Source organism: Thermoanaerobacterium sp. R66 (assembly GCF_028895185.1).
Taxonomy (GTDB): Bacteria; Bacillota; Thermoanaerobacteria; order Thermoanaerobacterales; family Thermoanaerobacteraceae; genus Thermoanaerobacterium.
This window is the reverse complement of record NZ_JAEUWW010000001.1, coordinates 1,557,623-1,583,335: the sequence shown is the minus strand read 5'-3', so window position 1 is coordinate 1,583,335 and position 25,713 is coordinate 1,557,623. Positions and strand designations below refer to the sequence as shown.

General features: G+C 38.4%; 21 protein-coding genes. 17 read left to right on the top strand and 4 right to left on the bottom strand.

Annotated features, from left to right (window positions below):
• Positions 1-79 precede the first annotated feature (79 nt).
• Positions 80-538, bottom strand: a complete 459-nt coding sequence (locus tag JJQ93_RS08065) for an FMN-binding protein (protein ID WP_085111778.1) — start codon at positions 536-538, stop codon at positions 80-82.
• A gap of 216 nt (positions 539-754) precedes the next feature.
• On the opposite strand from JJQ93_RS08065, the gene JJQ93_RS08060 reads away from it, so the two are divergent.
• The gene (locus tag JJQ93_RS08060) at positions 755-1,312 is read left to right on the top strand and encodes a hypothetical protein (protein ID WP_274893389.1); all 558 of its coding nucleotides are present in this window, start codon (positions 755-757) and stop codon (positions 1,310-1,312) included.
• Positions 1,313-1,336: 24 nt separating this feature from the next.
• On the opposite strand, the gene JJQ93_RS08055 is transcribed toward JJQ93_RS08060, so the two are convergent.
• The 3 genes from JJQ93_RS08055 to nifJ all read right to left on the bottom strand — a co-directional run bounded on the left by JJQ93_RS08055 (position 1,337) and on the right by nifJ (position 7,241).
• Entirely contained in the window at positions 1,337-2,284 is a 948-nt protein-coding gene (locus JJQ93_RS08055) for an AEC family transporter (RefSeq protein ID WP_274893387.1), read from the bottom strand.
• A 72-nt stretch (positions 2,285-2,356) separates the two neighbouring features.
• Complete coding sequence (locus tag JJQ93_RS08050) at positions 2,357-3,568, bottom strand: NADP-dependent isocitrate dehydrogenase (protein WP_085111775.1); 1,212 nt, start codon at positions 3,566-3,568, stop codon at positions 2,357-2,359.
• Positions 3,569-3,713: 145 nt separating this feature from the next.
• Positions 3,714-7,241 carry a pyruvate:ferredoxin (flavodoxin) oxidoreductase gene (gene nifJ / locus JJQ93_RS08045; protein ID WP_274893386.1) on the bottom strand — a complete coding sequence of 1,176 codons (3,528 nt, stop codon included), beginning with the start codon at positions 7,239-7,241 and terminating at the stop codon, positions 3,714-3,716.
• Between the two features lie 575 nt (positions 7,242-7,816).
• Here nifJ and JJQ93_RS08040 point away from each other — a divergent pair.
• The 16 genes from JJQ93_RS08040 to glcT all read left to right on the top strand — a co-directional run bounded on the left by JJQ93_RS08040 (position 7,817) and on the right by glcT (position 25,710).
• Entirely contained in the window at positions 7,817-9,685 is a 1,869-nt protein-coding gene (locus tag JJQ93_RS08040) for a DUF4914 family protein (protein WP_274893384.1), read from the top strand.
• A gap of 112 nt (positions 9,686-9,797) precedes the next feature.
• Positions 9,798-10,694, top strand: a complete 897-nt coding sequence (gene ftcD, locus JJQ93_RS08035; protein ID WP_274893383.1) for a glutamate formimidoyltransferase — start codon at positions 9,798-9,800, stop codon at positions 10,692-10,694.
• Positions 10,695-10,752: 58 nt separating this feature from the next.
• The gene (locus JJQ93_RS08030) at positions 10,753-11,388 is read left to right on the top strand and encodes a cyclodeaminase/cyclohydrolase family protein (RefSeq protein ID WP_085111771.1); all 636 of its coding nucleotides are present in this window, start codon (positions 10,753-10,755) and stop codon (positions 11,386-11,388) included.
• A 206-nt stretch (positions 11,389-11,594) separates the two neighbouring features.
• The gene (locus JJQ93_RS08025; RefSeq protein ID WP_085111770.1) at positions 11,595-12,653 is read left to right on the top strand and encodes a BMP family lipoprotein; all 1,059 of its coding nucleotides are present in this window, start codon (positions 11,595-11,597) and stop codon (positions 12,651-12,653) included.
• 51 nt (positions 12,654-12,704) lie between these two features.
• Positions 12,705-14,231, top strand: coding sequence for an ABC transporter ATP-binding protein (locus JJQ93_RS08020; RefSeq protein ID WP_274893382.1), 1,527 nt, complete (start codon positions 12,705-12,707; stop codon positions 14,229-14,231).
• Positions 14,232-14,233: 2 nt separating this feature from the next.
• Positions 14,234-15,289 (top strand): ABC transporter permease, encoded by a 1,056-nt coding sequence (locus JJQ93_RS08015; protein WP_274893381.1) that lies wholly within the window; start codon positions 14,234-14,236, stop codon positions 15,287-15,289.
• On the top strand, positions 15,286-16,209 hold the full coding sequence (locus JJQ93_RS08010; RefSeq protein WP_274893380.1) for an ABC transporter permease: 924 nt from the start codon (positions 15,286-15,288) through the stop codon (positions 16,207-16,209). Before JJQ93_RS08015 ends, JJQ93_RS08010 begins: the two co-directional genes overlap by 4 nt.
• Positions 16,210-16,217: 8 nt before the next feature.
• Positions 16,218-16,940, top strand: coding sequence for a GntR family transcriptional regulator (locus JJQ93_RS08005; protein WP_274893379.1), 723 nt, complete (start codon positions 16,218-16,220; stop codon positions 16,938-16,940).
• A 14-nt stretch (positions 16,941-16,954) separates the two neighbouring features.
• Positions 16,955-17,350 (top strand): cytidine deaminase, encoded by a 396-nt coding sequence (locus JJQ93_RS08000; protein ID WP_085111859.1) that lies wholly within the window; start codon positions 16,955-16,957, stop codon positions 17,348-17,350.
• 58 nt (positions 17,351-17,408) lie between these two features.
• Positions 17,409-18,578 carry a phosphopentomutase gene (locus tag JJQ93_RS07995; RefSeq protein ID WP_274893378.1) on the top strand — a complete coding sequence of 390 codons (1,170 nt, stop codon included), beginning with the start codon at positions 17,409-17,411 and terminating at the stop codon, positions 18,576-18,578.
• Positions 18,579-18,593: 15 nt separating this feature from the next.
• The gene (locus JJQ93_RS07990) at positions 18,594-19,889 is read left to right on the top strand and encodes a pyrimidine-nucleoside phosphorylase (RefSeq protein ID WP_274893377.1); all 1,296 of its coding nucleotides are present in this window, start codon (positions 18,594-18,596) and stop codon (positions 19,887-19,889) included.
• Positions 19,890-19,985: 96 nt separating this feature from the next.
• On the top strand, positions 19,986-21,632 hold the full coding sequence (locus JJQ93_RS07985; protein WP_274893376.1) for a methyl-accepting chemotaxis protein: 1,647 nt from the start codon (positions 19,986-19,988) through the stop codon (positions 21,630-21,632).
• 129 nt (positions 21,633-21,761) lie between these two features.
• Positions 21,762-22,712, top strand: coding sequence for a DUF7916 family protein (locus JJQ93_RS07980; protein ID WP_274893375.1), 951 nt, complete (start codon positions 21,762-21,764; stop codon positions 22,710-22,712).
• 155 nt (positions 22,713-22,867) lie between these two features.
• Positions 22,868-24,256 carry an N-acetylglucosamine-specific PTS transporter subunit IIBC gene (nagE, locus tag JJQ93_RS07975; protein WP_274893373.1) on the top strand — a complete coding sequence of 463 codons (1,389 nt, stop codon included), beginning with the start codon at positions 22,868-22,870 and terminating at the stop codon, positions 24,254-24,256.
• A 100-nt stretch (positions 24,257-24,356) separates the two neighbouring features.
• The gene (locus JJQ93_RS07970) at positions 24,357-24,845 is read left to right on the top strand and encodes a PTS sugar transporter subunit IIA (RefSeq protein ID WP_085111760.1); all 489 of its coding nucleotides are present in this window, start codon (positions 24,357-24,359) and stop codon (positions 24,843-24,845) included.
• Between the two features lie 28 nt (positions 24,846-24,873).
• Complete coding sequence (gene glcT / locus JJQ93_RS07965) at positions 24,874-25,710, top strand: glucose PTS transporter transcription antiterminator GlcT (RefSeq protein ID WP_274893372.1); 837 nt, start codon at positions 24,874-24,876, stop codon at positions 25,708-25,710.
• Positions 25,711-25,713 lie beyond the last annotated feature (3 nt).

The window sequence follows — 25,713 nt, the reverse complement described above, 5'->3', positions numbered from 1 at the left end:
ATACAAGGCATCATATAAAAAAGACATTAAAATGCGAATTACTATCACATTTTAATGCCTTTTTAATCATGTCTAAGTATTATTTTTTTGCCTTTTCTAAGGCGTTTTTGACGGCTATCTTCCAGTTTGTAGTCGTCTCTGTAGCACCTGCTATTGTGTCAACATTGTAAGTTTGCTTTTTGATCATCTCATTGGCCATATCGACTCTGAACTTTTTTAAATTAGGATATACTTTGCCTGTCTTTGGGTCTTTTTGACCTGTCCATTTGTCGTAATTTATTTCTTTTCCGCTTTTATCCAAGCGCCTTAATGTTATGCTTGTTATTTTTCCATTTTTTATTACGACTGTAGCGTCTTCACTGCCTTCAGACCATTTTGGACCGGCACCTGTGTATGTACCATCTTTGTAAGATACTTTAGGCGTAGTTTGAGGCTTTGGCTTTTGAGTCGATGGCTTTGTCATAGTTTTGCATGAAACAAGGCTTAAAGCTAAAACTGCAATTATAGCTATGGATATGATTTTTCTTAATGCTTTCATCTTATTCCTCCTAAACTCGTTATTTACTATTTATTTTTCTTCAAGAAGATGATATTATTCAAAAATTCACTAAAATTTAACATACACCTTTTACAATTTGTTAATCGATTTAACAAAATTCTGACACAACTTCAGGACATAATAGTAAATGAAAAAGGAGGTGCAGATTTTGTTTAGACAATTTTATGTAATATCAAAGAAGGAGGTAAATGAACGATGATAAAATACAAGAGATTGTTGGCGGCTACAATGCTTGGTGTGATGCTTTTTTCGATGGTGGCGTTGGCAGATGAAACTGCGCTACCACAGCAAAGCACCATTTCAACAGCCGCTCCAAATAAAGTAGATCCAATAAAAAAATTGGAGGATATAAAGGCGAAGGTTACTGAAAAGTACAACCAAGGTAAAATAAGCAAAGAGAAGTATGACAGCATGATTTCAAAGATAAATGAAAAAGAACAATATATAAAAGAGCTTAACAGTTTGACACTTTCTCAAAAGCGGCAGAAGCTTATCAGTGATTTTACTGCTGCTTTAAATAAGAAAGTACAAAGCGGGAAGATTTCACAGGATAAAGCAAATGAGCTTATTAAAAAATACACTGACAAGGTAAACAAATGGGATGGAACAGGTTTTCCTCCTGGAATGAAAGGATTTAAAAGGGGAGATGGGTACAAAAAATTCAAAAGTGCCCTTGAAAAAGCTGTAAAAGACAAGAAGATTACAGAAAGCCAGAAACAGGATATATTAAATTACTTAAATGAAGGTAAATAGTCGAAAAGGGCAGATAACTGCCCTTTAAAATATATTGCTTATTATGTACATGTATATTGGCACCACGACTAAACTTAGAAGATTTGTTGCGGCTATCATTATGGATGGGTATTTCTGGTCGCTTTTGTAAGCATGGGCTACAATCGCTATTTGCGTCATCACAGGTAAAGCGCTTTGAATGACAAATACTTTTTCCATCAAAATGTTAAGTTTGAAAAGGTGCAGTACCAGTATCGTTATGATGGGTGCTATTATGATGCGACCTATAAGCAAAAATAAGACGTTTTTGTCCAGCTTAAAATCCTTCAAGTCTGTCATGTAGATGGACATTCCTATAAAGATCATAGAGAGAGGCGTTGTAAGCTGACCGATGTATTTTGCTGTGTCGACTAAAAATTGAGGCGTTTTTATTCCCAGCAATATGAAGATGATGCCTACAATGTATCCTAAAAGCGGCGCAGAAAATATCTTTTTTAATGCCTGGTACATTGAAAAATCTCCATTTGGGTCTTCTACATCTTTTCTTATGTTGTAAAGCCCTATCGTCCAAAACAGCGTTGTATTTGCAACGTAGTACAAAAGCACGTACGGGACGGCTTTATTGCCAAAAAGAGCTTGGTTGACAGGAAGACCTACAAATATCGTGTTGGAAAAGGCAAATATGGCAGAAAACAAGCCTGCTTTTTTTCTATCGAATTTCAGCAAGATTACAAGCATGTTAGCGATTAAATATGTTATCAAAATGCTTAGAAAAGCGGCGATTAAGCCAAATATCATGTGAGACAACTGATTTCTTTCAAGATTTTCGATGACGGTGTAAAACATTAGACATGGAAGGGAGATTTTGACGACGATTCTTGAAAAAATCTCAGATGCGGATTCATCCAGCCACTTTTTATACGAAAGAATATAACCTAAGACGATGATGAGGACAATGGGTAAAATGCTTTCAATTCCATTTAATAATACCAATTTATATCCCTCGCAGAAATTTGTATTTGAAAAGGCAGAAATGCCCTTTAATGGCTAAAGAGCATTTCTTAATCAAAGCAACTTTTCAAGGTTGTTTTTGATTTCATTTAAGAATTCTTTGGTGTTTACAGCCTTTTTATGAGGAAGTTCTGATATTGCAGCTAAATCTTTAGTCATTATGCCATCTTCTATTGTTTTTAAAGATGCTTCCTCTAATTTTTCAGCAAACTTCATTAAGTGCTTGTTTCCGTCTAATTCACCCCGCTTTTTCAATGCGCCAGTCCATGCAAATATAGTAGCGATAGGGTTTGTAGATGTTTCTTCACCTTGTAAATACTTGTAATAATGGCGCGTCACCGTTCCATGGGCTGCTTCGTATTCAAAATCGCCATCAGGCGATACTAATACGGATGTCATCATTGCCAAACTTCCAAAGGCAGTAGCAACCATGTCTGACATTACATCTCCATCGTAATTTTTCAAAGCCCATATCATGCCGCCTTCTGATCTTATGACTCTTGCCACTGCGTCGTCTATCAATGTGTAGAAATACTCGATTCCAGCTTCTTTGAATTTATCTTTGTACTCGCTTTCGTACATATCATTGAATATGTCTTTAAAAGTGTGGTCGTATACTTTTGAGATGGTATCTTTTGTGGCAAACCATAAATCCTGTTTTTGACTTAATGCGTAGTTGAAACAGGCTTTTGCGAAGCTTTTTATAGACTTGTCTATGTTGTGCATACCTATTAAAATCCCTGGACCGTCAAACTGGTGTATAGTCTGCCTTTCGATGGAATTATCGTCGTACGTTACTACCAATTCCGCTTTAGCTGCTTTTTCTACTCTGTATTCTACGTCTTTGTACACATCGCCATAAGCGTGACGAGCAATCGTTATAGGTTTTGTCCAACTTTTTACGAGAGGTTTGATTCCGTTTACCAGTATGGGTGTTCTAAAAACAGTACCGTCTAATATAGCTCTTATGGTGCCATTGGGGCTTTTCCACATCTTTTTTAAGTTGTATTCTTCGACTCTCTGAGCATTAGGTGTTATAGTTGCGCATTTGACGCCTACTTTGTGTTTTTTTATAGCATAAGCGGCATCTACAGTCACTTGATCATCTGTCAAGTCTCTATTTTTAAGACCCAGATCGTAGTATTCTGTATTCAGTTCTACAAAAGGATGTATAAGGGTATCTTTTATCATCTGCCAGATGATTCTGGTCATTTCATCGCCATCCAGCTCTACGATAGGATTTGCCATCTTTATCTTTTCTCTCATATCATCCGCTCCTTTTACGTAGTTTATAACATTAATTATATAAAACATTAAATAGATAAACAAGAGAAAAATTTAGAAGGAGGCAACTAAATCGATACATAAAAATTAATGAGCGAAAGTAATTTCGCTCATTAATTGTGTGAAGCTAATTTTGTTCAGCAAGCTTCTTGTATGTCTCATATTTTTCTTTTGCAAGTTCTTCAGCTTTTTCAAACAAGGCTTCTGCTCTTTCTGGGAATGTCTTTGCCAATGAAGAATAACGAACTTCTCCCATGATGAATTCTTTGTATGAAGCTGTTGGAGCCTTTGAGTCAAGGATAAATGGATTCTTGCCTTCAGCTTTAAGCATTGGGTTGTACCTGTATAGATGCCAGTAGCCAGCTTCAACTGCTTTCTTTTCTTCTATCTGACTGCAGCCCATTCCAAGCTTAATGCCGTGGTTGATACATGGAGCATATGCTATTATAAGCGATGGGCCAGGATAGCTTTCAGCCTCTTTCAAGGCTTTTATTGTCTGTGCTTGGTTGGCACCCATAGCTATCTGCGCAACATAGACATATCCATAGCTCATTGCGATGCGGCCTAAATCTTTCTTGCCGATTCCTTTACCTGCTGCAGCAAATTGTGCTATAGCACCTACTGGCGTTGCTTTTGATGATTGACCACCTGTATTTGAATATACTTCTGTATCAAATACAAGAACATTTACGTCTTCGCCAGATGCCAGCACATGGTCAAGACCGCCAAAGCCTATATCGTATGCCCAACCGTCACCGCCAAATATCCATTGTGACTTCTTGACAAGATATTCTTTCCTATCAAGTATTTCATTTAAAAGTTCCTTGACTTTTCCGTCATCTGTCTTGTAGTCCTGTATCAATGAAATTATGATGTTGGCTGTCTTCTTTGTTATCTCTGAGCTATTGAAGTTGTCAAGCCATAACTTTAAGGCATTCTTTAGATCTTGAGTAAGATCTAATTCTAATGCTTCTTTTACTATATCAGCTAATTTTTCTCTCTGTTGTTTTACAGCCAATGCCATACCGAAGCCAAACTCAGCGTTGTCTTCAAATAGTGAGTTAGCCCAAGCTGGACCATGACCATCTTTGTTTACTGTGTACGGTGTAGATGGTGCACTGCCACCCCAAATGGACGAACAACCTGTAGCATTTGCGATAAGCATTCTGTCGCCAAATAATTGTGTTACAAGCCTTGCGTATGGTGTTTCACCGCATCCTGCGCAAGCACCAGAGAATTCAAGCAAAGGCTTCTCGAATTGGCTGCCTTTTACCGTATCTGTTCCTAATGGGTTCTCTTTGTGGGATAATGACATAGCATATTCCCAATTCTTTGCCTGATCCAACTGCGTCTCTAAAGGCTTCATTATTAAAGACTTTTCTTTTGAAGGACATGTGTTTGCGCATACGCCGCAACCTGTACAATCAAGCACGCTTACTTGAATCCTGAAGTTTAATCCTTCTAAGCCTTTACCGATAGCTTTTTTGGAAGTAAATCCTTCAGGAGCGTTTTTGACTTCTTCTTCATTTAAGAGGAATGGCCTAATTGCTGCATGTGGACATACATATGCACACTGGTTGCACTGTATGCAGTTGTCCATCTGCCATTCAGGCACATCTACGGCGATACCGCGTTTTTCATACGCTGCAGTGCCCATTGGGAATGTACCGTCTTCCATGCCTACAAAGGCACTTACAGGCAATTTGTCTCCTTCTTGTCTATTCATAACATCTGCTATATTCTTTATGAAATCAGGAACATTTCTTTCTACTTTAACTTCGTCTTCAGCATTTGCCCATGATGCAGGAACATCTACCTTAACAAGTGCATCTATTCCACGATCGACGGCTGCGTAGTTCATGTTGACTATCTTTTCGCCTTTATGACCGTAAGACTTTACAATAGCATCTTTCAAATGCTTAACTGCTTCATCAATAGGAATGATGTTTGCAAGCTTAAAGAATGCTGATTGCATTATCATGTTTATTCTTGCGCCAAGGCCTAATTCTTTTGCTATGTCAACTGCATTTATGATGTAGAAATTAATGTTGTTCTTAGCGATGTACCTCTTCATGGAAGCAGGCAGCTTTTCATCAAGTTCTTCTGGTTTCCATGTGCAGTTTAATAAGAATGTACCGCCTTTTTTGAGGCCTGCAAGCACATCGTAGTTGTACACGTAAGCTTGTTTATGGCATGCAACAAAATCAGCATTGTTTATAAGGTATGTTGACCTTATAGGCTTTTTGCCAAAGCGCAAGTGGGATATTGTTACACCGCCAGACTTTTTAGAGTCGTATGAGAAGTATGCTTGTGCATACATGTCAGTATTATCGCCGATAATCTGTATAGCACTCTTGTTTGCACCAACTGTACCGTCTGAACCAAAACCCCAGAATTTGCAGCTTATAGTGCCTTCTGGTGTTGTTTCGATTTCTTCACCGACAGGAAGGGATGTGTATGTCACATCATCTACTATGCCAATTGTGAAGTTGTTCTTTGGTGTATCTGATTTCAAGTTGTCAAATACTGCTACTATTTGAGCTGGTGTAGTGTCTTTAGAGCCTAAGCCGTAACGTCCTCCTACGATAACAGGTTTCATTTCGCTGTCGTAGAAAGCTGCCCTTACATCTTCATAAAGTGGTTCGCCAAATGCGCCTGCTTCTTTCGTTCTGTCTAATACGGCTATCTTCTTTACTGTCTTTGGTATAGCATCCATAAAGTGTTTGAATGAGAAAGGCCTATAGAGATGTACTTTTACGACACCTACTTTTTCGCCTTTTTTCAGCAAGTAGTCGATTGTTTCCTCAATCGTCTCTGTAACTGAACCCATAGCGATTACAATGCGTTCAGCGTCTGGTGCACCATAGTAGTTAAATAGCTTGTACTCTCTGCCTGTAATCTTGCTTATTTCTTTCATGTACTCTTCTACTATTTCTGGCACAGCATTGTAGAATCTGTTGGATGCTTCTCTTTCTTGGAAGTATATATCAGGGTTTTGAGCTGTACCTCTTGTGACAGGATGTTCTGGATTTAATGCTCTCTTTTTGAACTCCCTTACTGCATCCATGTCCAAAAGCTTTCTTAAATCTTCATAGTCCATTACTTCTATTTTCTGATACTCGTGAGATGTCCTAAAACCATCAAAGAAATGCAAAAATGGTACTCTACCTTTTATAGCTGCTAAATGTGCGACTGAGCCTAAGTCCATGACTTCTTGAACACTGCCTGATGCAAGAAGTGCAAATCCTGTCTGTCTGCATGCCATTACGTCTTGATGGTCACCAAATATTGATAATGCGTGTGATGCAAGCGCACGAGCACTAACGTGGAATACGCCTGGCAAAAGCTCACCAGCGATCTTGTACATGTTAGGAATCATCAATAGTAATCCTTGTGATGCTGTGAATGTTGTAGTTAAGGCACCAGCAGCAAGAGAACCGTGTACTGCACCAGCAGCACCTGCTTCTGACTGCATTTCGATGACTTTCACTTCTTGCCCAAAGAGATTTTTTCTGCCGTGGGCACTCCATTCATCGACGTGCTCTGCCATAGGTGATGATGGAGTTATAGGATAGATGGCAGCTACTTCTGTAAAGGCGTATGCTACGTGTGCGGCGGCTGTATTGCCATCCATGGTTTTCATAACCTTCGACATTGTATTTCCCCTCTCTTTTTAAATTTATATTTAAATCTAAGGATATATAAGCAAACTATTATAATACAGCATAAACAAATATGTACTGTTATACAACAGCGGTTAAGCGATTATATAACAGTTTTCTGAAAATGCTTATATATATACCTTTAGACTTTATATAACAGTTCCACGATAATTATATCACAGATAATTAAAATATAAAAATATTTTTTTGACAAAATTTATTCATAAAAATTATGAGCTGGTCATATTATGTGATATAATATTGTTAAGTTGCCACAGCATCTATAATTTAATATTTCGGCTAATTGTGTATTTTGTTAAGCAGGGATTGACTTTAATGCTTGAAAATGATAAAATAAATTACATGAATTTTTTCTACATTGAAGGAAAGTAAATAGGGGGTTTCTATGAAAGGGTTGCTTTGCAAATTTACCGCTTAGCCAGTATTTATCTAATTTATAGATAGATAGTGGCTTTTATAAAATATTTCAAATATTAAAATTCTGCATAATATCACGTCTATTATTTCAAAAATTTTCATATCGTGTGAAAGGAATGAGATAGAAAATATGGAAAATGGCATTTTAGATTACTTTATACTACCTGATGAAGTTTCTGATATTTTAAGAAGTGGAAGAGAGATAATTATTCCTGAAAGTAGAAAAGAACTATTAGATTTGACGATAGGCGGCAGCGGAAACGACACGTTTGAAGTGTCATACGAAGTGCCAGGAAAAGGGAAAGTCGTGGAAGCCACTGTTGCAAAGTGCAAAAACGGCTTTGCAGTAAATTACCCTGAGCCTTACATGAGGCGGCGAGAACCAAACTGCATGGTTATAGCTGATGACAAAGACACTGATAAGGTTAGGTACAAAGACAGGTTTGGCGAGGACTTTGAACCTTTAAGGCTTGAGACTTTTAATTGGCTAAAGAAGCAGGATTTGATTGTAATGCCATTTATGGCTGGTGATGAAAGATTAGGATATGCTTCGTTGGTGATCGCACCAAAAAATGCCGGTTTTTTTGTTCTCGCTCTTGCAGACATCCAAGGCTTTATACCGAAGGAAAAAATCAGTGAGAACTTTAAACCATGCTCTATCATATTTGTAGCACCTCCTTTCAGGCATACCCATTTCAATGGAAAGCAAGTTGTCGTTCATAACAGGCTTGAAGACATGCAAGAACTATTTTCCTACAATTTATATCCTGGCCCAAGTGCGAAAAAAGGAGTTTATAGCGTTCTTTTAGATGTGGGTGAAAAAGAAGGATGGATAACAGCCCATGCATCTACTGTAAGGGTCATAACACCTTATGACAACATAATGACTATCATGCATGAAGGTGCCAGCGGTGGCGGGAAAAGTGAGATGACTGAGCAGCTTCCAAGGGAATTGGATGGAAGGATACACTTTGGCACTAACATCGTGACTAAAGAAAAATTCTACATGGAACTTAAAGAAAACAGCGAATTGCAGCCTGTTACAGACGACATGGCATTATGCCATCCATCATATCAAGATGCAAGCAAGAAGTTGGTTGTTAAAGATGCGGAAAACGGATGGTTTATAAGGCTTGACCATGTTACAGAGTACGGCTCAAGTCCTGATCTTGAAAAATTGTGTATCCATCCGAAAGAACCTCTCCTTTTTCTTAATATTGATGGCGTACCTAATTCTACATGCTTAATATGGGAGCACATAGAAGATAGCCCTGGAAAGCCTTGTACTAACCCGAGAGTCATAATGCCAAGGGGATTCATTGCAAATACAGTAGATGATGCTGTAGAAGTCGACATAAGAAGTTTTGGAGTGAGAACTCCTCCATGCACAAAAGAAAATCCTTCTTATGGCATATTAGGCGTGCTCCATGTACTGCCACCATCTATTGCTTGGCTTTGGAGGTTAGTGGCTCCAAGGGGCTACGCAAATCCCAGCATCATAGATACTGAGGGGCTAAGCAGTGAAGGTGTTGGTTCATATTGGCCGTTTGCCACAGGAAAGATGGTAAGACATGCAAATCTTATTTTGGAACAAATACAGAATACGCCTGCCACGAGATATGTACTTATACCAAATCAGCATATAGGTGCCTATAAAGTCGGATTTATGCCTCAATGGATTGCGAGAGAATACCTGTCAAGGCGTGGTGGTGCAAAATTCAGGCCCGATCAATTGACAGAGTCAAAGTGCCCTCTATTGGGTTATTCTTTGGAGTCACTTAAAATAGATGGTGAATTTATGCCAAAGCATTTCTTGCAGGTGCACTTGCAGCCTGAAGTGGGCGAAGAAGCATTTATGAAGGGTGCAAAGATATTGACTGATTTCTTTAAACAAGAGCTTAAGAAATATTTGACGCCGGATTTGTCAAAACTGGGCAGAGATATTATAGAATGTTGTCTTGACGACGGTTCTTTTGATGATTATATCAATATTCTGTAAATGCGGATCTTCTGATCCGTATTTTTTTATCGTAATTATTGAAAAAACATGGGCATTATTGTATTCTCAATTCGAGAAATAACTTATTAAATTTATGATAGCGGAGGTAAATATGGATAAAATCGTAGAGTGTATTCCAAATTTCAGCGAAGGCAGAGACCAAAAGAAGATCGCAGCCCTTGTGGCAGAAGTGGCATCTGTAAATGGCGTTAAATTGTTAGACTATACCATGGATAAAGACCACAATAGGTCTGTTATAACATTTTGTGGAGATGTGGATGGAATAAAAGAGGCTGCCTTTAATGTGGCCAAAAAAGCTTCGGAATTAATCGACATGAGGTATCATAAAGGACAGCATCCAAGAGTTGGGGCTTTAGATGTTTTGCCATTTGTGCCTCTTAAGAATGTCACTATGGATGAATGTGTAGCGATAGCAAAAGATGTAGGAAGGCGCATAGGGGAAGAACTTAAGATACCTGTATATCTTTATGAAGAAGCTCAGGGAAACCCATTAAGGAGAAACCTTGAGGACATAAGGAGAGGTGGATATGAAGGCTTTTTTGAAAAAATAAAAATGCCTGATTGGGTTCCTGATTACGGACCGCATGTAATGAATGAAAAAAGCGGTGTCACTGTTGTAGGCGCAAGAAATTTTCTGATAGCTTTCAATGTAAATTTAGGAACAACTAACATAGATATCGCGAAGAAAATAGCAAAGGCAATAAGGCATTCTTCAGGTGGCTTCAGATACTTAAAGGCGATGGGGGTAGATTTGAAGGAGCGAAATGTCGTACAGGTTTCAATGAATTTTACAAACTATGAGAAGACGCCGCTGTATAGGGTTTTTGAAGTCATTAAAAATGAAGCGTCAAGGTATGGAGTAAATATCGTTGGCAGCGAACTTATCGGTCTTATACCCGCTAAAGCGCTGTTTGATACTGCTGAGCACTATCTGATGATGGAGAACTTTAGCTATGATAAAGTCATAGAAAATAGAATTTACGAGTAGGTATTCAAGATAAGGGAAATAAGGTATAATTAAGAAAAAGGACAAAGGAGGCATATTTATGTTGGTAAACGAAACTTTAGAAGAATATGTAAAAGATGTATCATCTTCAAAACCTGCGCCTGGTGGTGGAAGTGTATCTGCTTTAGTGGCAAGCTTAGGTGTGGCGTTGTCATCAATGGTTTATAATCTCACAATTGGCAGAAAATTCTACGATGAGTATGACAGCGATATAAAGGATGAGATTGAAAACGGACTTAAAATATGCGAAAGGCTTATATCGGAGTTAATGCCTTTAGTAGATGAAGATAAAAATGCATACGAGGATGTCATAAAAGCCATCAAAATGCCTAAAAATAATGATGAAGAGAAGGCTTTAAGAAGTCAAAAATTAGATGAAGCTTATTTAAAAGCTATAAATGTGCCGCTTAAGTTAGCGAGACTTTTAAGCGAAGGGTTTGCACCTACTTTGCTTATTGCTCAGTATGGCAATCCAAATGCAATATCAGATGCGGCAGTTGGTGCGTTGCTTCTATTCGCAGGGCTTCAAAGTGCTTATATAAATGTAAAAGTAAATGCTAAATTTTTAAAAGACAAATCACTGGCAGATAGCGCCGTTGAAGAATGTGAGAGTTTGATAAAAAGGTATGAACCTGTAAAAGACGAGATACTGAGTATTTCTATTAAAAATTTGTGATAGATAAGTTTAAGTGTAAAAGTGTTAAAAGACAAGAAAAAGTGAGAAAGATAGAGAAAAGATGAGATAATTTTGTAATACAAGCTTAGAAATAATGTTGTGAATGAATGGTTTTAGAATTATAATGTTGTTAGATGTCAGACAACAGACGGAAATTGGAAAGCTAAATATTAGAAAAACGATATCAAAAATAGGAGGATGAAGTAATGAAAAAATTACGTGCAGTTCTTTCATTAATGCTGGCATTTGTTTTGACGTTATCACTTTTATCAGGATGTTCTTCAGCTACAAAACAACAACAGTCATCACAGTCAAACAATACGACTCAAAATGCGAAGAACAAAGACTTTAAAGTAGGTCTTGTAACAGACGTTGGCGGTATAAATGACCATAGCTTCAACCAGTTGGCATATCAAGGTCTTGAAAAAGCTAAAAGTGAGCTTGGTGTTACAGCTAACTTTATTCAATCAAAGCAACAGACAGATTACATTACAAACCTTACACAGTTCGCTCAGCAAAAGTACAACTTAGTAATAGCTGTAGGCTTCCTTATGAAAGATGCAGTTGAACAAGTATCAAAAGAATTTCCTGATACGAAGTTCTTGATCATCGATTCAGACATTACTGACAGGCCAAATGTTGCATCTGCTACATTTAAGACAGAGCAGTGCGGATACTTAGTAGGTGTGATGGCAGGTCTTATGGAAAAAGAAAAGAATTCAAAGCTTAATGATCAAAACGTTGTTGGCGTTGTAGGAGGAATGCAGATTCCACCTGTTGACAGCTACATTGCAGGTTTCCAACAAGGCGTAAAAGCTGTAAATCCTGATACAAAGGTACTTGTAAGCTACACAGGAAACTTCAATGATCCAGCATCAGGAAAGCAAATGGCTTTGACACAAATAAGCCAAGGAGCAGATATAGTATTCCATGTTGCAGGACAAACTGGCGATGGCGTTATAAATGCTGCTAAAGAAAAAAATGTATACGCAATAGGCGTTGACGCAGACCAAAATTACATGGCTCCTGATACAGTTATGACATCAGCACTTAAAAAAGTTGATGTTGCAACATTTGAGACTATAAAGAATGCTCTTAATAACAACTTCAAGAGTGGTCTCGTGTACTTCGACTTGGCAAATGATGGCGTTGGCTACGCTAAGCCGATAAAAGATGTTCCACAATCTATAATTGATAAAGTTAATGAATATGCTAATAAGATAAAAGACGGTACGATAAAAGTTTCAGATCAAGTACAGAAATAATGGCTAACTTAGGGGCTGACGGAGTTCAGCCCCTTTTTAGGAGGTATGTTAATGAGTGTATTATTAGAGGTTAAAAATATTACAAAAATATTTCCTAAGGTTAGGGCAAATGATGGTGTCAATCTGACTGTAGAAGAAGGAGAAATACATGCCATCTTAGGTGAAAATGGTGCAGGCAAATCTACTTTGATGAATATTATTTACGGATTATATAAGCCTGACTCTGGAGAATTAAAGCTAAGCGGCGAAACTTTAAATCTAAGCGGCCCTCATGAAGCTATAGAAAAAGGCATTGGGATGGTTCACCAGCATTTCATGTTGATACCGGTTTTGACGGTTGCAGAAAATATAGTTCTCGGTGCTGAACCTGGTGGCATTTCTTACAACAAGAAAAAAGCCAATGAATTGATTCGAGAGATATCAAAAAACTATCATCTTGAAATCGATCCAGATGCAAAGGTGAAAGATCTATCTGTTGGACTTCAACAGAGGGTAGAGATATTAAAGGCGTTTTACAGACATGCTAAGCTTCTCATTTTGGACGAACCGACTGCTATGCTTACTCCACAGGAGACGGAAGAACTGTTTGGGATAATGAGGAGATTAAAAGAGCAGGGCATTTCTATCATATTCATCAGCCACAAGCTGGATGAGGTTAAAGAGATTTCTGACAAAGTTACAGTAATGAGAAGGGGTAAGACGGTAGGCACTCTCAATACAAAAGATACAAACGAGCAAGAATTGGCTAATTTGATGGTGGGAAGGGAAGTCGTTTTAAGAGTAGAGAAATCAGAATACAAACCTGGTGATGTGGTTCTTTCAGTTAAAGATTTGACTGTTGCAGATGAACAAAACATTGAAAAGGTGAAAAACGTAAGCTTTGAAATAAGAAGCGGAGAAATCTTTGGATTGGCAGGCATTGATGGAAATGGCCAGACAGAGCTTATTGAGGCTTTGATGGGACTTAGGCAGATTAAATCAGGTATCATTAAGTACCAAAATACCGATATTGAAAAACTTCCTACGAGGGAAAGGTACAAGCTGGGCATATCTTACATTCCTCAGGACAGACAGCAGGAAGGGCTTATCATGAAGTTTAGCGTCGCAGACAATCTGATTTTGAAGGAATACAAAGATAGCCATTATTCGAAGAATGGCGTAATACAGTATAAGAAAGTATTTGAAAATGCATCTAAGAAGGTTGAGGAATACGACATAAGGCCTACTGATTATACTCTTTTAGCAGGCAACCTTTCAGGTGGCAACCAGCAAAAGATAATCCTTGCAAGAGAAGTTGGTTCTAATCCAAAGCTTTTGATAGCTGTTCAACCTACGAGGGGAATGGATGTCGGTGCTATTGAGTACATCCACAAAAAGCTTTTAGAGCTTAGAGATGGAGGTTCAGCGATACTGCTTGTTTCATTAGAATTAGAGGAGATAATGTCGTTGTCTGACAGAATCGGAGTAATTCATAACGGTGTAATAATGGATGTATTGGATGGCAAATCTGCTACAAGGGAAAAAATTGGACTGCTTATGGCAGGTTCTCAAATTGACGCAAAGGAAGTTGAGGTGTGATCATGAGTAAAGTATTAAAAAGCATTTATATGCCAATATTAGCTGTTGTAATTGCAATCATTATTGGTTCTATAATAATGTTGGCTACAGGCTTTAATCCAGTAGCTGCCTATACATCGCTTTTCATAGGTGCGTTTGGAACATTACCTAATATAGCAAATACACTGGCAAATGCTGTTCCACTTATAATAACAGGTCTTGGCGTTGCGATAGCATTTAATGCAGGGCTTTTCAATATAGGTGCTGAAGGACAGTATTGGATTGGCGCTATTGTAGGTACATGGATAGGCTATTCCTTTAAAGGTCTTCCATGGTATATCCACATACCTTTTGCACTTATTGCTGCGATGATTGCCGGAGGATTGTGGGGAGGAATAGTTCCTGGATTTGCTAAAGCATATACTGGCGCACATGAGGTCATTACGACTATGATGATGAGTTATGTGGCAATTTATTTTAGCCATTACCTATTGGAGTTTGGTCCAATGATGGAAAAAGGTTCTGTGCCTCAATCACCGCTTATCAGAAATTCTGCTGTGATACCTACCATCGTTCCAAACACGCAATTGTCTTATGGCATAGTTATAGCTTTGGCTGCAGCCCTTTTTGTTTACTGGCTTATGTATAAGACTGTCTGGGGATATGAGATGAGAGCCGTTGGGTTTAATCAGAGAGCATCAAAATACGCTGGAATGAATGTGCCATTTAACATCGTTTTGTCATTAAGTTTAAGCGGTATATTTGCAGGTCTTGCAGGAGCAGTTCAAATTTTAGGCGTTCAACATAGGCTTTACGACAGCTTTACATCAGGATATGGATATACTGCAATAGTTGTGGCACTGTTGGCAAAAAACAATCCTATTGGCGTCGTATTTTCAGCCCTTCTGTTTGCTGCGCTTGGAACAGGGTCCCAATACATGCAGCTTAATGCACAGGTGCCTGGCCAGTTGACAGATGTCATAACAGGTCTTATCATATTCTTCGTTGCCGCAGACAAGATCATTGAATTGTTTAAAACCATGTTTAAGAAGCAGAAAAAGGAGGAGTTAGCATCATGAAAGAAATTTTATTAAATCCTCAGTTGTGGTCGGCAACCCTTGCTATGGCAACACCATTAGCGCTGCCAGCCCTTGGAGGAACTTTTTCTGAGAGATCTGGCGTCGTAAATATCGCTATGGAAGGTATAATGCTTATTGCGGCTTTTTTTGCGGTACTATTTGCGCATCTTACAGGCAGTGCATGGCTTGGCCTATTAGGTGCGATTATAGTTGGCATGATAGTTGCTGTGATATTTGCCTGGGCTGCAGTAACACTTACTGCTGATCAGGTTATTCTCGGTATGGCAATAAATATATTTGCATCGGGTTTTACAGCATACCTTCTGAATACAATTTTCGGTTTCAGTGGTACGCCTACAGACACACCCATGCTTCCAAATATAGATATACCTATTATTAAAAATATACCATTTATAGGGCAGATATTAAGCGGTAACAGCGTCATAGTGTATTTGATGATAATATTGATATTTGCTTCAGATTACTTCTTATTTCACACTAATCTGGGCTTAAGGATAAGAGCCGTTGGAGAAAATCCTGAAGCGGCTGAGACTGCGGGAATCAATGTAATAAAGTTAAGGTATTTAGGAGTTGCTTTAAGTGGTCTTTTTTCAGCAATAGGCGGTGCATATCTGTCAATAGGTCTTTTAAACAGCTTTAGCACAGATATGTCCAGCGGAAGAGGTTATATCGCTTTGGCAGCTATGATATTTGGTAAATGGACGCCTTTCGGCTCTTTTGGTGCGGCTTTGCTTTTCGGCTTTGCTACTGCTTTAAGCATGCAGCTTCAAAACAGTGCCTTGTCAAAAAATATAATCATGATGCTTCCATATATTCTCACAGTTTTGGCTTTGGTAGGTGTTGGCGGCAAGAGTGTATCACCTGCGGCAGATGGTGTTCCGTATACTCCTAAGAAATGAGGATTAATATGTTAATTCCTGACAAAAAGCCACTTTATGAATTAGCATTGAATAAGATGGAGGAGCTTATTAAGACTGGTGTATGGAAGGAAGGAATGAAACTTCCTTCTGAAGCTTCTCTATCGAAAGAATTTGGCATAAGCAGGGCTACACTCAGGGAAGCTATGAGAATAATGGAAGATGAAGGCCTTATAACGAAGCAGCAAGGCGTCGGGACATTTGTCCGGAAAAAGCCGATAATAAGAAGTGGGCTTGAGGAGCTTTTCAGCGTCACGTCCCTTATTAAAAGGCAAGGGATGAAGCCTGGCACAAAGGATTTTACTTTCTACAAATTGCCTGCTTTAGAAAGTGAGGCAGAAAAATTAAAGCTAAATCCTGGTGAAGAAATTTACAAAGTTGAGAGGGTAAGGACTGCTGATGACATACCTGTTGTCTACTGTGTTGATAGATTGCCCTACAAAATTGTAGGAGATAATTTTAGCGGTTTCCAAGAATCTATGTTTACTTTCTTGGAAAAAGAGTACAACATAAAGATAACGTACGCTGTATCAAGCATTAAAGTCGTGAAGAATGATGTTATATTGGAGAAAAAGCTTAATATAGGGAAAAATGGTTCGGTTTTGCTTTTAGAGCAAATACATTACGATGAAAACAATAGGCCGATTCTTTTCTCATCAAATTATTTTAATGCTGATAAGTTCGACTTTTACGTCATCAGGAAGCGGGACTGATGGGAGGTATGATTATGGATTACGAAAAGCTGTTGGAGGTTGCAAAAGAGGCGAGGGAAAGTGCCTATGCACCATATTCTAAATTTAAAGTCGGTGCCTGCGTCATAACAAGTAATGGGAAGATATATAAAGGATGCAATATCGAAAATTCTTCATATGGACTTACTAATTGTGCTGAAAGGACTGCACTTTTTAGCGCTTATGCAAATGGTGATAGAGATATAGAGGCGATTGCAGTTGTAGCCGATACAGATGGACCTGTGTCACCTTGCGGCGCATGCAGACAAGTCATGTACGAGTTAGGTGGAGAAGACATGACTGTCATCTTGGGAAACATGAAAGGGGATTTTGTAATAAAAAAAGCGAAAGATCTTCTTCCGTATGCATTTTCTCTGAAAGATGAAAAATAATATTCGTGATATTTATTTAATATTATTTGTTGAGGGCATTATTGATAGAGGTGATTAAATGGTAAACAGAGTTTTACTTATTGTATTAGATAGCGTTGGAGCTGGTGAAGCGCCAGATGCGAATAAATATGGTGACGTAGGTTCAAATACTCTTGGACACATATGCGATGTGACAGGAGTAAAGCTTCCTAATTTAGGGAAATTGGGACTTGGCAACATACTGCCGCTAAAAAGTGTAGAGGCTGATAAGTCGGCTATAGGTGCTTATGGGAAGATGCAAGAACATTCGGCAGGCAAAGACACGACGACGGGACACTGGGAGATAGCAGGTCTTTGGATAGATAAGGCTTTTCCTACATTTCCAAATGGATTTCCTGATGAAGTGATAAATAAGTTTGAAGAAAGAATAGGAAGAAAAGTCATAGGAAATAAGCCTGCATCGGGGACAGAGATAATAGAAGAATTGGGAGAAGAACATGTAAAGACAGGTTATCCGATAGTTTACACATCGGCTGACAGCGTTTTTCAAATCGCTGCCCATGAAGGCGTTATACCTTTAAATGAGCTTTATGAGATGTGTGAGATAGCCAGAGAAATACTGACAGGCGATTATGCGGTAGGCAGAGTCATTGCAAGGCCTTTTATTGGGGAAGCGGGGAATTTTGTGAGAACGGAAAACAGAAGGGACTTTTCTTTAAAACCATTTAGCCCGACTATATTGGATAAGTTAAAAGACGCAGGGCATGAGGTTTTTGCGATAGGCAAGATTGAAGACATATTTGCAGGATGTGGCATAACGGGAAAAGACCATTCTACTAATAATAAGGATGGCATAATTGCGACTTTAAAAGCATTGGATAAAGTAAAAAATGGCCTTATATTCACAAATTTAGTGGATTTCGATATGCTTTACGGACATAGAAACAACCCTCAAGGATATGCAGATGCACTTAGATATTTTGATGACCACCTTCCTGAAATAATGTCAAAGCTTAAAGATGATGATTTGCTCATTATTACAGCAGATCATGGAAATGATCCTACGACGACCAGCACAGACCATTCAAGGGAGTATGTGCCGCTTTTGGTGTACAACCGCAGATTTACACATGGCAAAGATTTAGGCGTAAGACAGACATTTTCTGATATTGCCGCAACCATTGCAGAAATATTTGACGTTGAGGGAACTGGCCATGGAACGTCATTTCTTAATGAATTGCCATTTTGATAAGGAGGATCTTTTATGAGAATGTACGACCTTATAATGAAGAAAAGAGATGGAGGCACCTTTACAAAAGACGAGATAGATTTCATCATATCTTCATACACAAAAGACTATATACCTGATTATCAGATGAGTGCTCTTTTGATGGCTATATACTTTAATGGCATGACGAACGAAGAGACAGCAAACATGACGATGGCTATGGCCCATTCTGGTGATGTGCTTGATTTATCGGAAATAAAAGGTATTAAGGTTGATAAACATTCTACTGGCGGTGTCGCAGATACTACTACTCTAGTTTTAGCGCCTCTTGTGGCAGCGTGTGGTGCTCCTGTTGCAAAGATGTCTGGAAGAGGATTGGGCCATACCGGTGGTACGATAGATAAGCTTGAATCAATACCAGGCATGAGGGTTGAACTAAGTGAACAAGAATTTATAGACAATGTGAATAAATACGGCATAGCTGTCGTAGGGCAATCCAGCAATCTGACACCAGCCGATAAGAAGCTTTACGCTTTAAGAGATGTAACCGCCACAGTCGATTCGATACCACTTATAGCAAGCTCTATAATGAGCAAGAAGATTGCGTCTGGTGCTGATGGGATTGTTCTGGATGTAAAGGTGGGCCGCGGTGCCTTTATGAAAGATATAGAAAGCGCCAAAAAGCTTGCAAATCTCATGGTTGAGATAGGCAATTCCGTTGGAAGAAAGACAGTTGCACATGTTACAAATATGGATGAGCCATTGGGACTTGCTATTGGTAATTCATTGGAAGTAGTAGAAGCCATTGATGTTTTAAAAGGAAATGGTTCAAAAGATCTTATTGACGTGTGCATGATTTTAGGTGCTGATATGCTTACAATTGCTGGTGTTGCAAAAGATACCGATGAAGCAAAGAAGATGATGGAAGAAGCATTGACAAGTGGAAAGGCTTTAGAAAAGTTTAAAGAGTTTATAAAAGCTCAAGGTGGAGATGAAAGGATAGTAGATGATCTTTCATTGCTGCCACAGGCTAAATACGTTGAATCGTGGATTGCTGATGAAGACTTGTATATAAAAGATTTGTATGCATTAGACTTAGGTCTTATCGCCATGAGGTTAGGCGCTGGAAGATCTACAAAAGAAGACACAATAGATCTATCGGTTGGCATAATGTTAGGCGGGAAAATAGGTGACTTCATAAAGAAAGGCCAACCTATTGCTACAGTATATGCTAATGATAAAAATAAGCTGGATTGGGCGATGAATGAAATCAAAAAATATATATTAGTATCTGGTCAATATGTGGAGAGACCTCAACTGATTTACATGTAAAATTCCTCAATGAGGAATTTTTTTTTGCAATCATTTAACATTTTACTATTAATGCCGATATAGTAGTCAAAAGGTTTTATCTATGGAGGGGTGTAAATGACAAAAACATTAAGGGGCGAACTTATAAGAGCATTTGTAGTAATCGGCATTTTGCTTTTGGTATTATCATTTACGGTAAATCTGGGAATGATAAACACAAAAAATAACATCAACAATTTAAAAAAGTTTGTCATTAACCAGGTGCTTTACATTTCAAATTCACAGGTGCAGTTGGCGCAGTACAGCAGTGTCCTTCTCAATGATGTAAATAATTACACGATGGGACAAAGCACAAAAAGTGCTTTAAGGACAGATTTAAGCAATATATCCCAAAATGTAAACAATCTTGGAAACGCTTTAGACGATTTCAAAGGCACTAATATATACAATCAACTAAAATCAGATGTTGATAGCATCAATGACAGCATAAAAAATATCAGTTCGGCCATAGACAGCTTAAATGAGAAGTACATACTCGATCAAGACAGCGATAAGACATTGAAGGTAAGCTATTACGCAACGCAGATACAAAACAGCATGACAGACTTTAGCAATAAGTATTCGCAAGGATTTTTGCCAATGTTTAACGACATGATATCGCAAAATGACAGGACATTTAAGATGTCTGTCGCAATCAGCGCAGTAATCCTAATTGTGATAATCATTTACTCTTTGATAACCGTAAGGAGATTGAGAAAGCTATCAAGGCTTATAAACAGCGAAGTAAGTAAGTCGATGGAGCATTCTGAAAAGGTTCTTGATTCTTCAATACATCTTAAGAAGATGGCGGAGGAGAATACTGGAAACATCAAAATGTCGAGAGACGGCATTGAGCAACTTACCGAAAGTATCAACACTATTGCAGAAAATGCCAATGAAGTGGCTATGTCTATATCAAATGTTTCTGAAGTTAATGAAGAATTGGCAAGATCTTCTGATACTTTATTAAGTGATATGAATAGCGCTATATCAAAGATAAGAGAAATAGAGGAAAATGTAAAAAGTCAAGGCGATGTTGTAAGAAATCTTATAAATACGTTGAATCAAAGCCTTAAAAATTCAAAAGTCAATTCCAACGAACTGAAAGAGTTGGACAAGAAGATGGGTGGAATAAAAGAGATATTGTCAGCCATATCAGAGATAGCCGATCAGACGAATCTATTGTCCTTAAATGCTGCTATAGAAGCCGCAAGAGCTGGAGAATACGGAAAAGGCTTTGCGGTTGTGGCAGATGAGATAAGAAAATTGGCTAAACAGTCTACAGACAGCGTCGTAAAGATAAGCGAAATAATAGAGAACATAACCAGCTACACAGGTGTGACAATTGACAGCGTAATAAATGACATAGACAATTCAACTAAAGCAGCAATGGAAGTCAACAAAGTATTGGATATATTTAACGATGTAAAGAAGGCATTTGACGAGATTTCTATTGTTATTGGGGACATATCCAGCGTGACTTCTGAAACTGCAGCAAGCTCTGATAAGACTTTAAATGCTGTAAAGAGCGTCATGGGCGCATCACAAAACATATCAGCTCAAGTAGAGGAGCTTTTGGCGTCTTCTGAGCAACTTTTGGATATTATAAACAGAGTAGACGAAAACAACACAAAGAATTTGGATTATGTAAATAATCAGGTTGCGTTTACAGAAGAACAAAAGGCCAATATGGAAAGTATAACGAAAGTAGTCAAAAAGTTATGATGGTTTTACATTTTTAAAAAGATTTGGTATAATTGCATTAGATGGCGTGTAACTCTTAATGAGGCATTAGCCGGTGAGGTTTTATTACCTTGCCGGCTATTATTTTTTAGGAAGAAAGGATGGTAATTTATGAAGAGAATTTTTGAGCTAACATCAAGCGACATCATGAACATGACGGGCAGGAAATTGATTGAAACCATACGGCTATCTGAGGGAAGGACTGTCATGGCAGAGACGATAGTGACTTTTCCAACGCCGATTTATGGTGTATCAAATCCGGAGTTAGCGGCAGCATTTGGTGCAGATTTAATAACGCTAAACTTTTTTGATTTTAAAAGCCCTTTTATATTCGGAATTGATGATCTGGATGTAAATATCTCTAAAGGATTTGGAGAAATAGGAATGCTCGCAGAAAGAGCCTCAAAGAATTTAAACGATCCAAATTACATCAAGAAATTAAAAGAAATAACTGGTAGGGTAATTGGCGTCAACATAGAACCTGTTCCTGATGATGTCCAATATGTAGAGGGCAGGAAATTAAACAGGGAAAACCTTGAAAAGGTTAAGTTTTATGGTTTTGACTACATCATGATAACAGGAAATCCAAATACGGGAGTAAGTGTTGAAACAATAGTTAATGGCATTGAAATGGCGCGAAGCTTATTAGGTGACGACATGATGATAATTGCTGGCAAGATGCATGGTGCAGGGTCAGGCAATATATACGATCCACAATTGCTTGAAAAGTTTGTCAAAGCTGGTGCTGACTGTATACTCATACCTGCACCGGGAACTGTACCGGGAATCGATTTGTCTGTAGCAAAAAAGATGATTGATGTTGTGCACGATGCAGGTGCGTTAGCGCTGACTGCTATTGGCACATCTCAAGAAGGATCGCAAAAAAGTATAATTGAGAACATTGCGCTGCAATCCAAGATGGCTGGCAGCGACATACAGCATATAGGCGACGCTGGATTCGCGCCTGGAATAGCAACACCAGAAAATATAATGGCTTTATCTATCGCCATAAGAGGTGTAAGACATACGTACAGAAGGATGGCTTATTCGATAAAGAAATAGGTATTGACAAGATAAAAAGTATAGAGTATAATGATATTGTAAACGAATAAATGATGATTTCAGCGTGTTACTGGTAAAGCAGGCATGAGCTGGTTAGGTTTTGATACCTTACCAGCTCTTTTTTATGCCAAAAAAAATTTAAGGAGGTATAGTCAATGAAAGGATTAGGTAATTTACAAAAGCTCGGCAAAGCCTTGATGCTTCCAATTGCAGTTTTACCTGCTGCCGCGTTGCTTCTAAGGCTTGGCGCAAAGGATGTTTTCAACATTCCGTTTATCACAAATGCTGGCGGTGCCATATTTGACAACTTGCCACTTATCTTTGCGATAGGCATAGCAATAGGCTTCGCTGGTGGCGATGGAGTTGCTGGCCTGGCAGCTACTGTCGGATATTTGGTTTTGACGAAAGGTGCAACGACGATAAATAAAGACATAAACATGGGCGTTTTAGGCGGTATCCTTATAGGTATCATAGCTGGTTATTTGTACAATAGGTACCACGACGTAAAATTGCCCGATTTCTTAGGTTTCTTTGGAGGCAAGAGATTTGTTCCTATAATCACATCATTGGCAGCTTTGGTATTGGCTTTTGCGGCAGGTTATGTATGGCCGCCAATACAAAATGTCATATACGCTTTAGGAAAGTGGATAATAAGTGCAGGCGCATTTGGCGTATTTATCTATGGAGTATTGAATAGGTTGCTTATTCCGGTTGGACTTCATCACGTGATTAATAGCCTCGTTTGGTTCGTATTTGGGTCGTTTAAATCTGCATCTGGTGCAGTTGTCACTGGTGATTTAAATAGATTTTATGCAGGAGACCCAACTGCCGGTAGATTTATGACAGGCTTCTACCCTATAATGATGTTTGCATTGCCTGCAGCAGCGCTTGCTATGGTGATGGCTGCTAAGCCAAAGAACAGAAAAGCAGTATCTGGTATCATGATTTCTGCAGCACTTACAGCTTTCCTTACAGGTATAACAGAGCCAATTGAGTTTGCATTTATGTTTTTAGCACCTGTTTTGTACGTTGTACACGCGATTTTAACAGGTTTGTCGCTGGCAATAACGTATTTGCTTGGAATAAGGATGGGCTTTGGATTTTCTGCAGGTCTTATAGACTACATCCTAAGCTTTGGAATATCATCTAAACCGCTACTTTTATTGCTAATAGGAATAATTTATGCTGTAGTTTACTTCGTTGTTTTCTACTTCCTAATCGTAAAATTGAATTTGCCTACACCGGGAAGACTTGATGAGGACACGGATGAAAGCAACGAGCAATTGTCAAGTTCTGATATAGGTGAGATGGCTCAGAACTACTTGGCGCTTTTAGGAGGAGTTGGTAACATCGTATCTTTGGAGTCTTGCATCACAAGGCTGCGCTTAAGCGTCAAAGATGACACTGTCATAAACGACGATGAACTTAAAAAAGCTGGAGCGAATGGCGTCATAAGGATGGGCAAAGGGGCACTACAGGTTATCGTTGGCACAAAAGCCGATTTAATAGCACAAGAGATGCAAAAGCGGATGAAGAAAAAATGATCATTAGCGGCCTTTACGGCCGCTTAAAATATATTTTACTATTAACAATAAATTATATATTATTATTTTATGCACAATATTATTGAAAGGATTGGTTCTTATGTTCAATATATTTAAGAAAAAGTTTATGGGCGAAACAATAGTATCACCATTTAACGGAAGATTGATAAATATTGAAGATGTTCCTGATCCAGTATTTTCAGGGAAAATGGTTGGTGATGGTGTCGCAGTTGAGCCTAAAGATGGTGTAGTGTACTCTCCTGTAGATGGTGAGGTAATTCAACTTTTTCCTACAAAACATGCCATAGGCATAAGATCGTCTGGTGGACTTGAAATACTTATTCACATTGGAATGGATACAGTTGAGATGAAAGGGGAGGGTTTTGAAAGTTTTGTCGAAGAAGGGCAGAAAGTTAAAACAGGCGATAAACTTATAGTGTTTGACATTGACAAGGTAAAAGAAAATCATCCTATCATAAGCCCTGTAATCATTACTAACATGGAACTTGTAGAAAAGATGAAGAAAAAAGAGAATGGAGTCACAGTTGAAGGGGGAAAAACTGAAATAATGAAAATAAACTTAAAATGATATATAAAAACTTTAGGAGGGGAGGGTAATGTTCACTGCTTTAAAGGTATTGAATAACAATGTTGTGATGGCCTGTGATGAAAAGAATGTAGAGTGTATAGTTGTAGGAAAAGGCATAGGGTTTTCTAAAAAGCCAGGCGATGTGATAAATGAAAGAATTGAGAAGGTCTACTATCTGCAAGAAAAAGCCAATGTTGTAAAGTTTTCAGAATTACTTAACAACATAAGAGATGAAGTTATTGGAATATCTGAGGAGCTTATAGCATACGCTGAAAATGTGAAAGGTCGGAAACTGAATGAACACATCCACATAGCGCTTCCTGATCATATAGCGTTTGCCATTGAAAGAATAAAAGGTGGGATAGACATAAAGAACCCTTTTAATCAAGAGATAAGTGCCCTTTATAAAGATGACTATAAAATAGCACTTAGAGCTATAGATTTAATAAAAGACAGGCTAAATGTAAGGCTTCCTGAGGATGAAGCAGGTTTTATTGCACTGCACCTTCATGCGGCATTCGAAAATTCTGGTGTGTCAGTCACCATGAAAAATACGAGGCTTGTTTCTGAACTTGTGAAAAGCATTGAAGATATGATAGGCAGGAAGATTGAAACAGATTCTATTGATTACCTGCGGCTTATTACGCACTTGAAATTTGCAGTAGACAGAATAGAAAGGGGTATGCCGATTTCAAATGAGCTTCTTATTCCGATAAAGCGAAAATTTAAGAAGGCTTATAAAATAGCTGCAAGCATTGCCAAACACATCGGAAATTCATTAGGGACGAATGTGCCTGAAGATGAAATAGGTTATTTAGCCATACACATACAGAGATTGATGAATGATATGCAAAAGCCAGATTAGTAC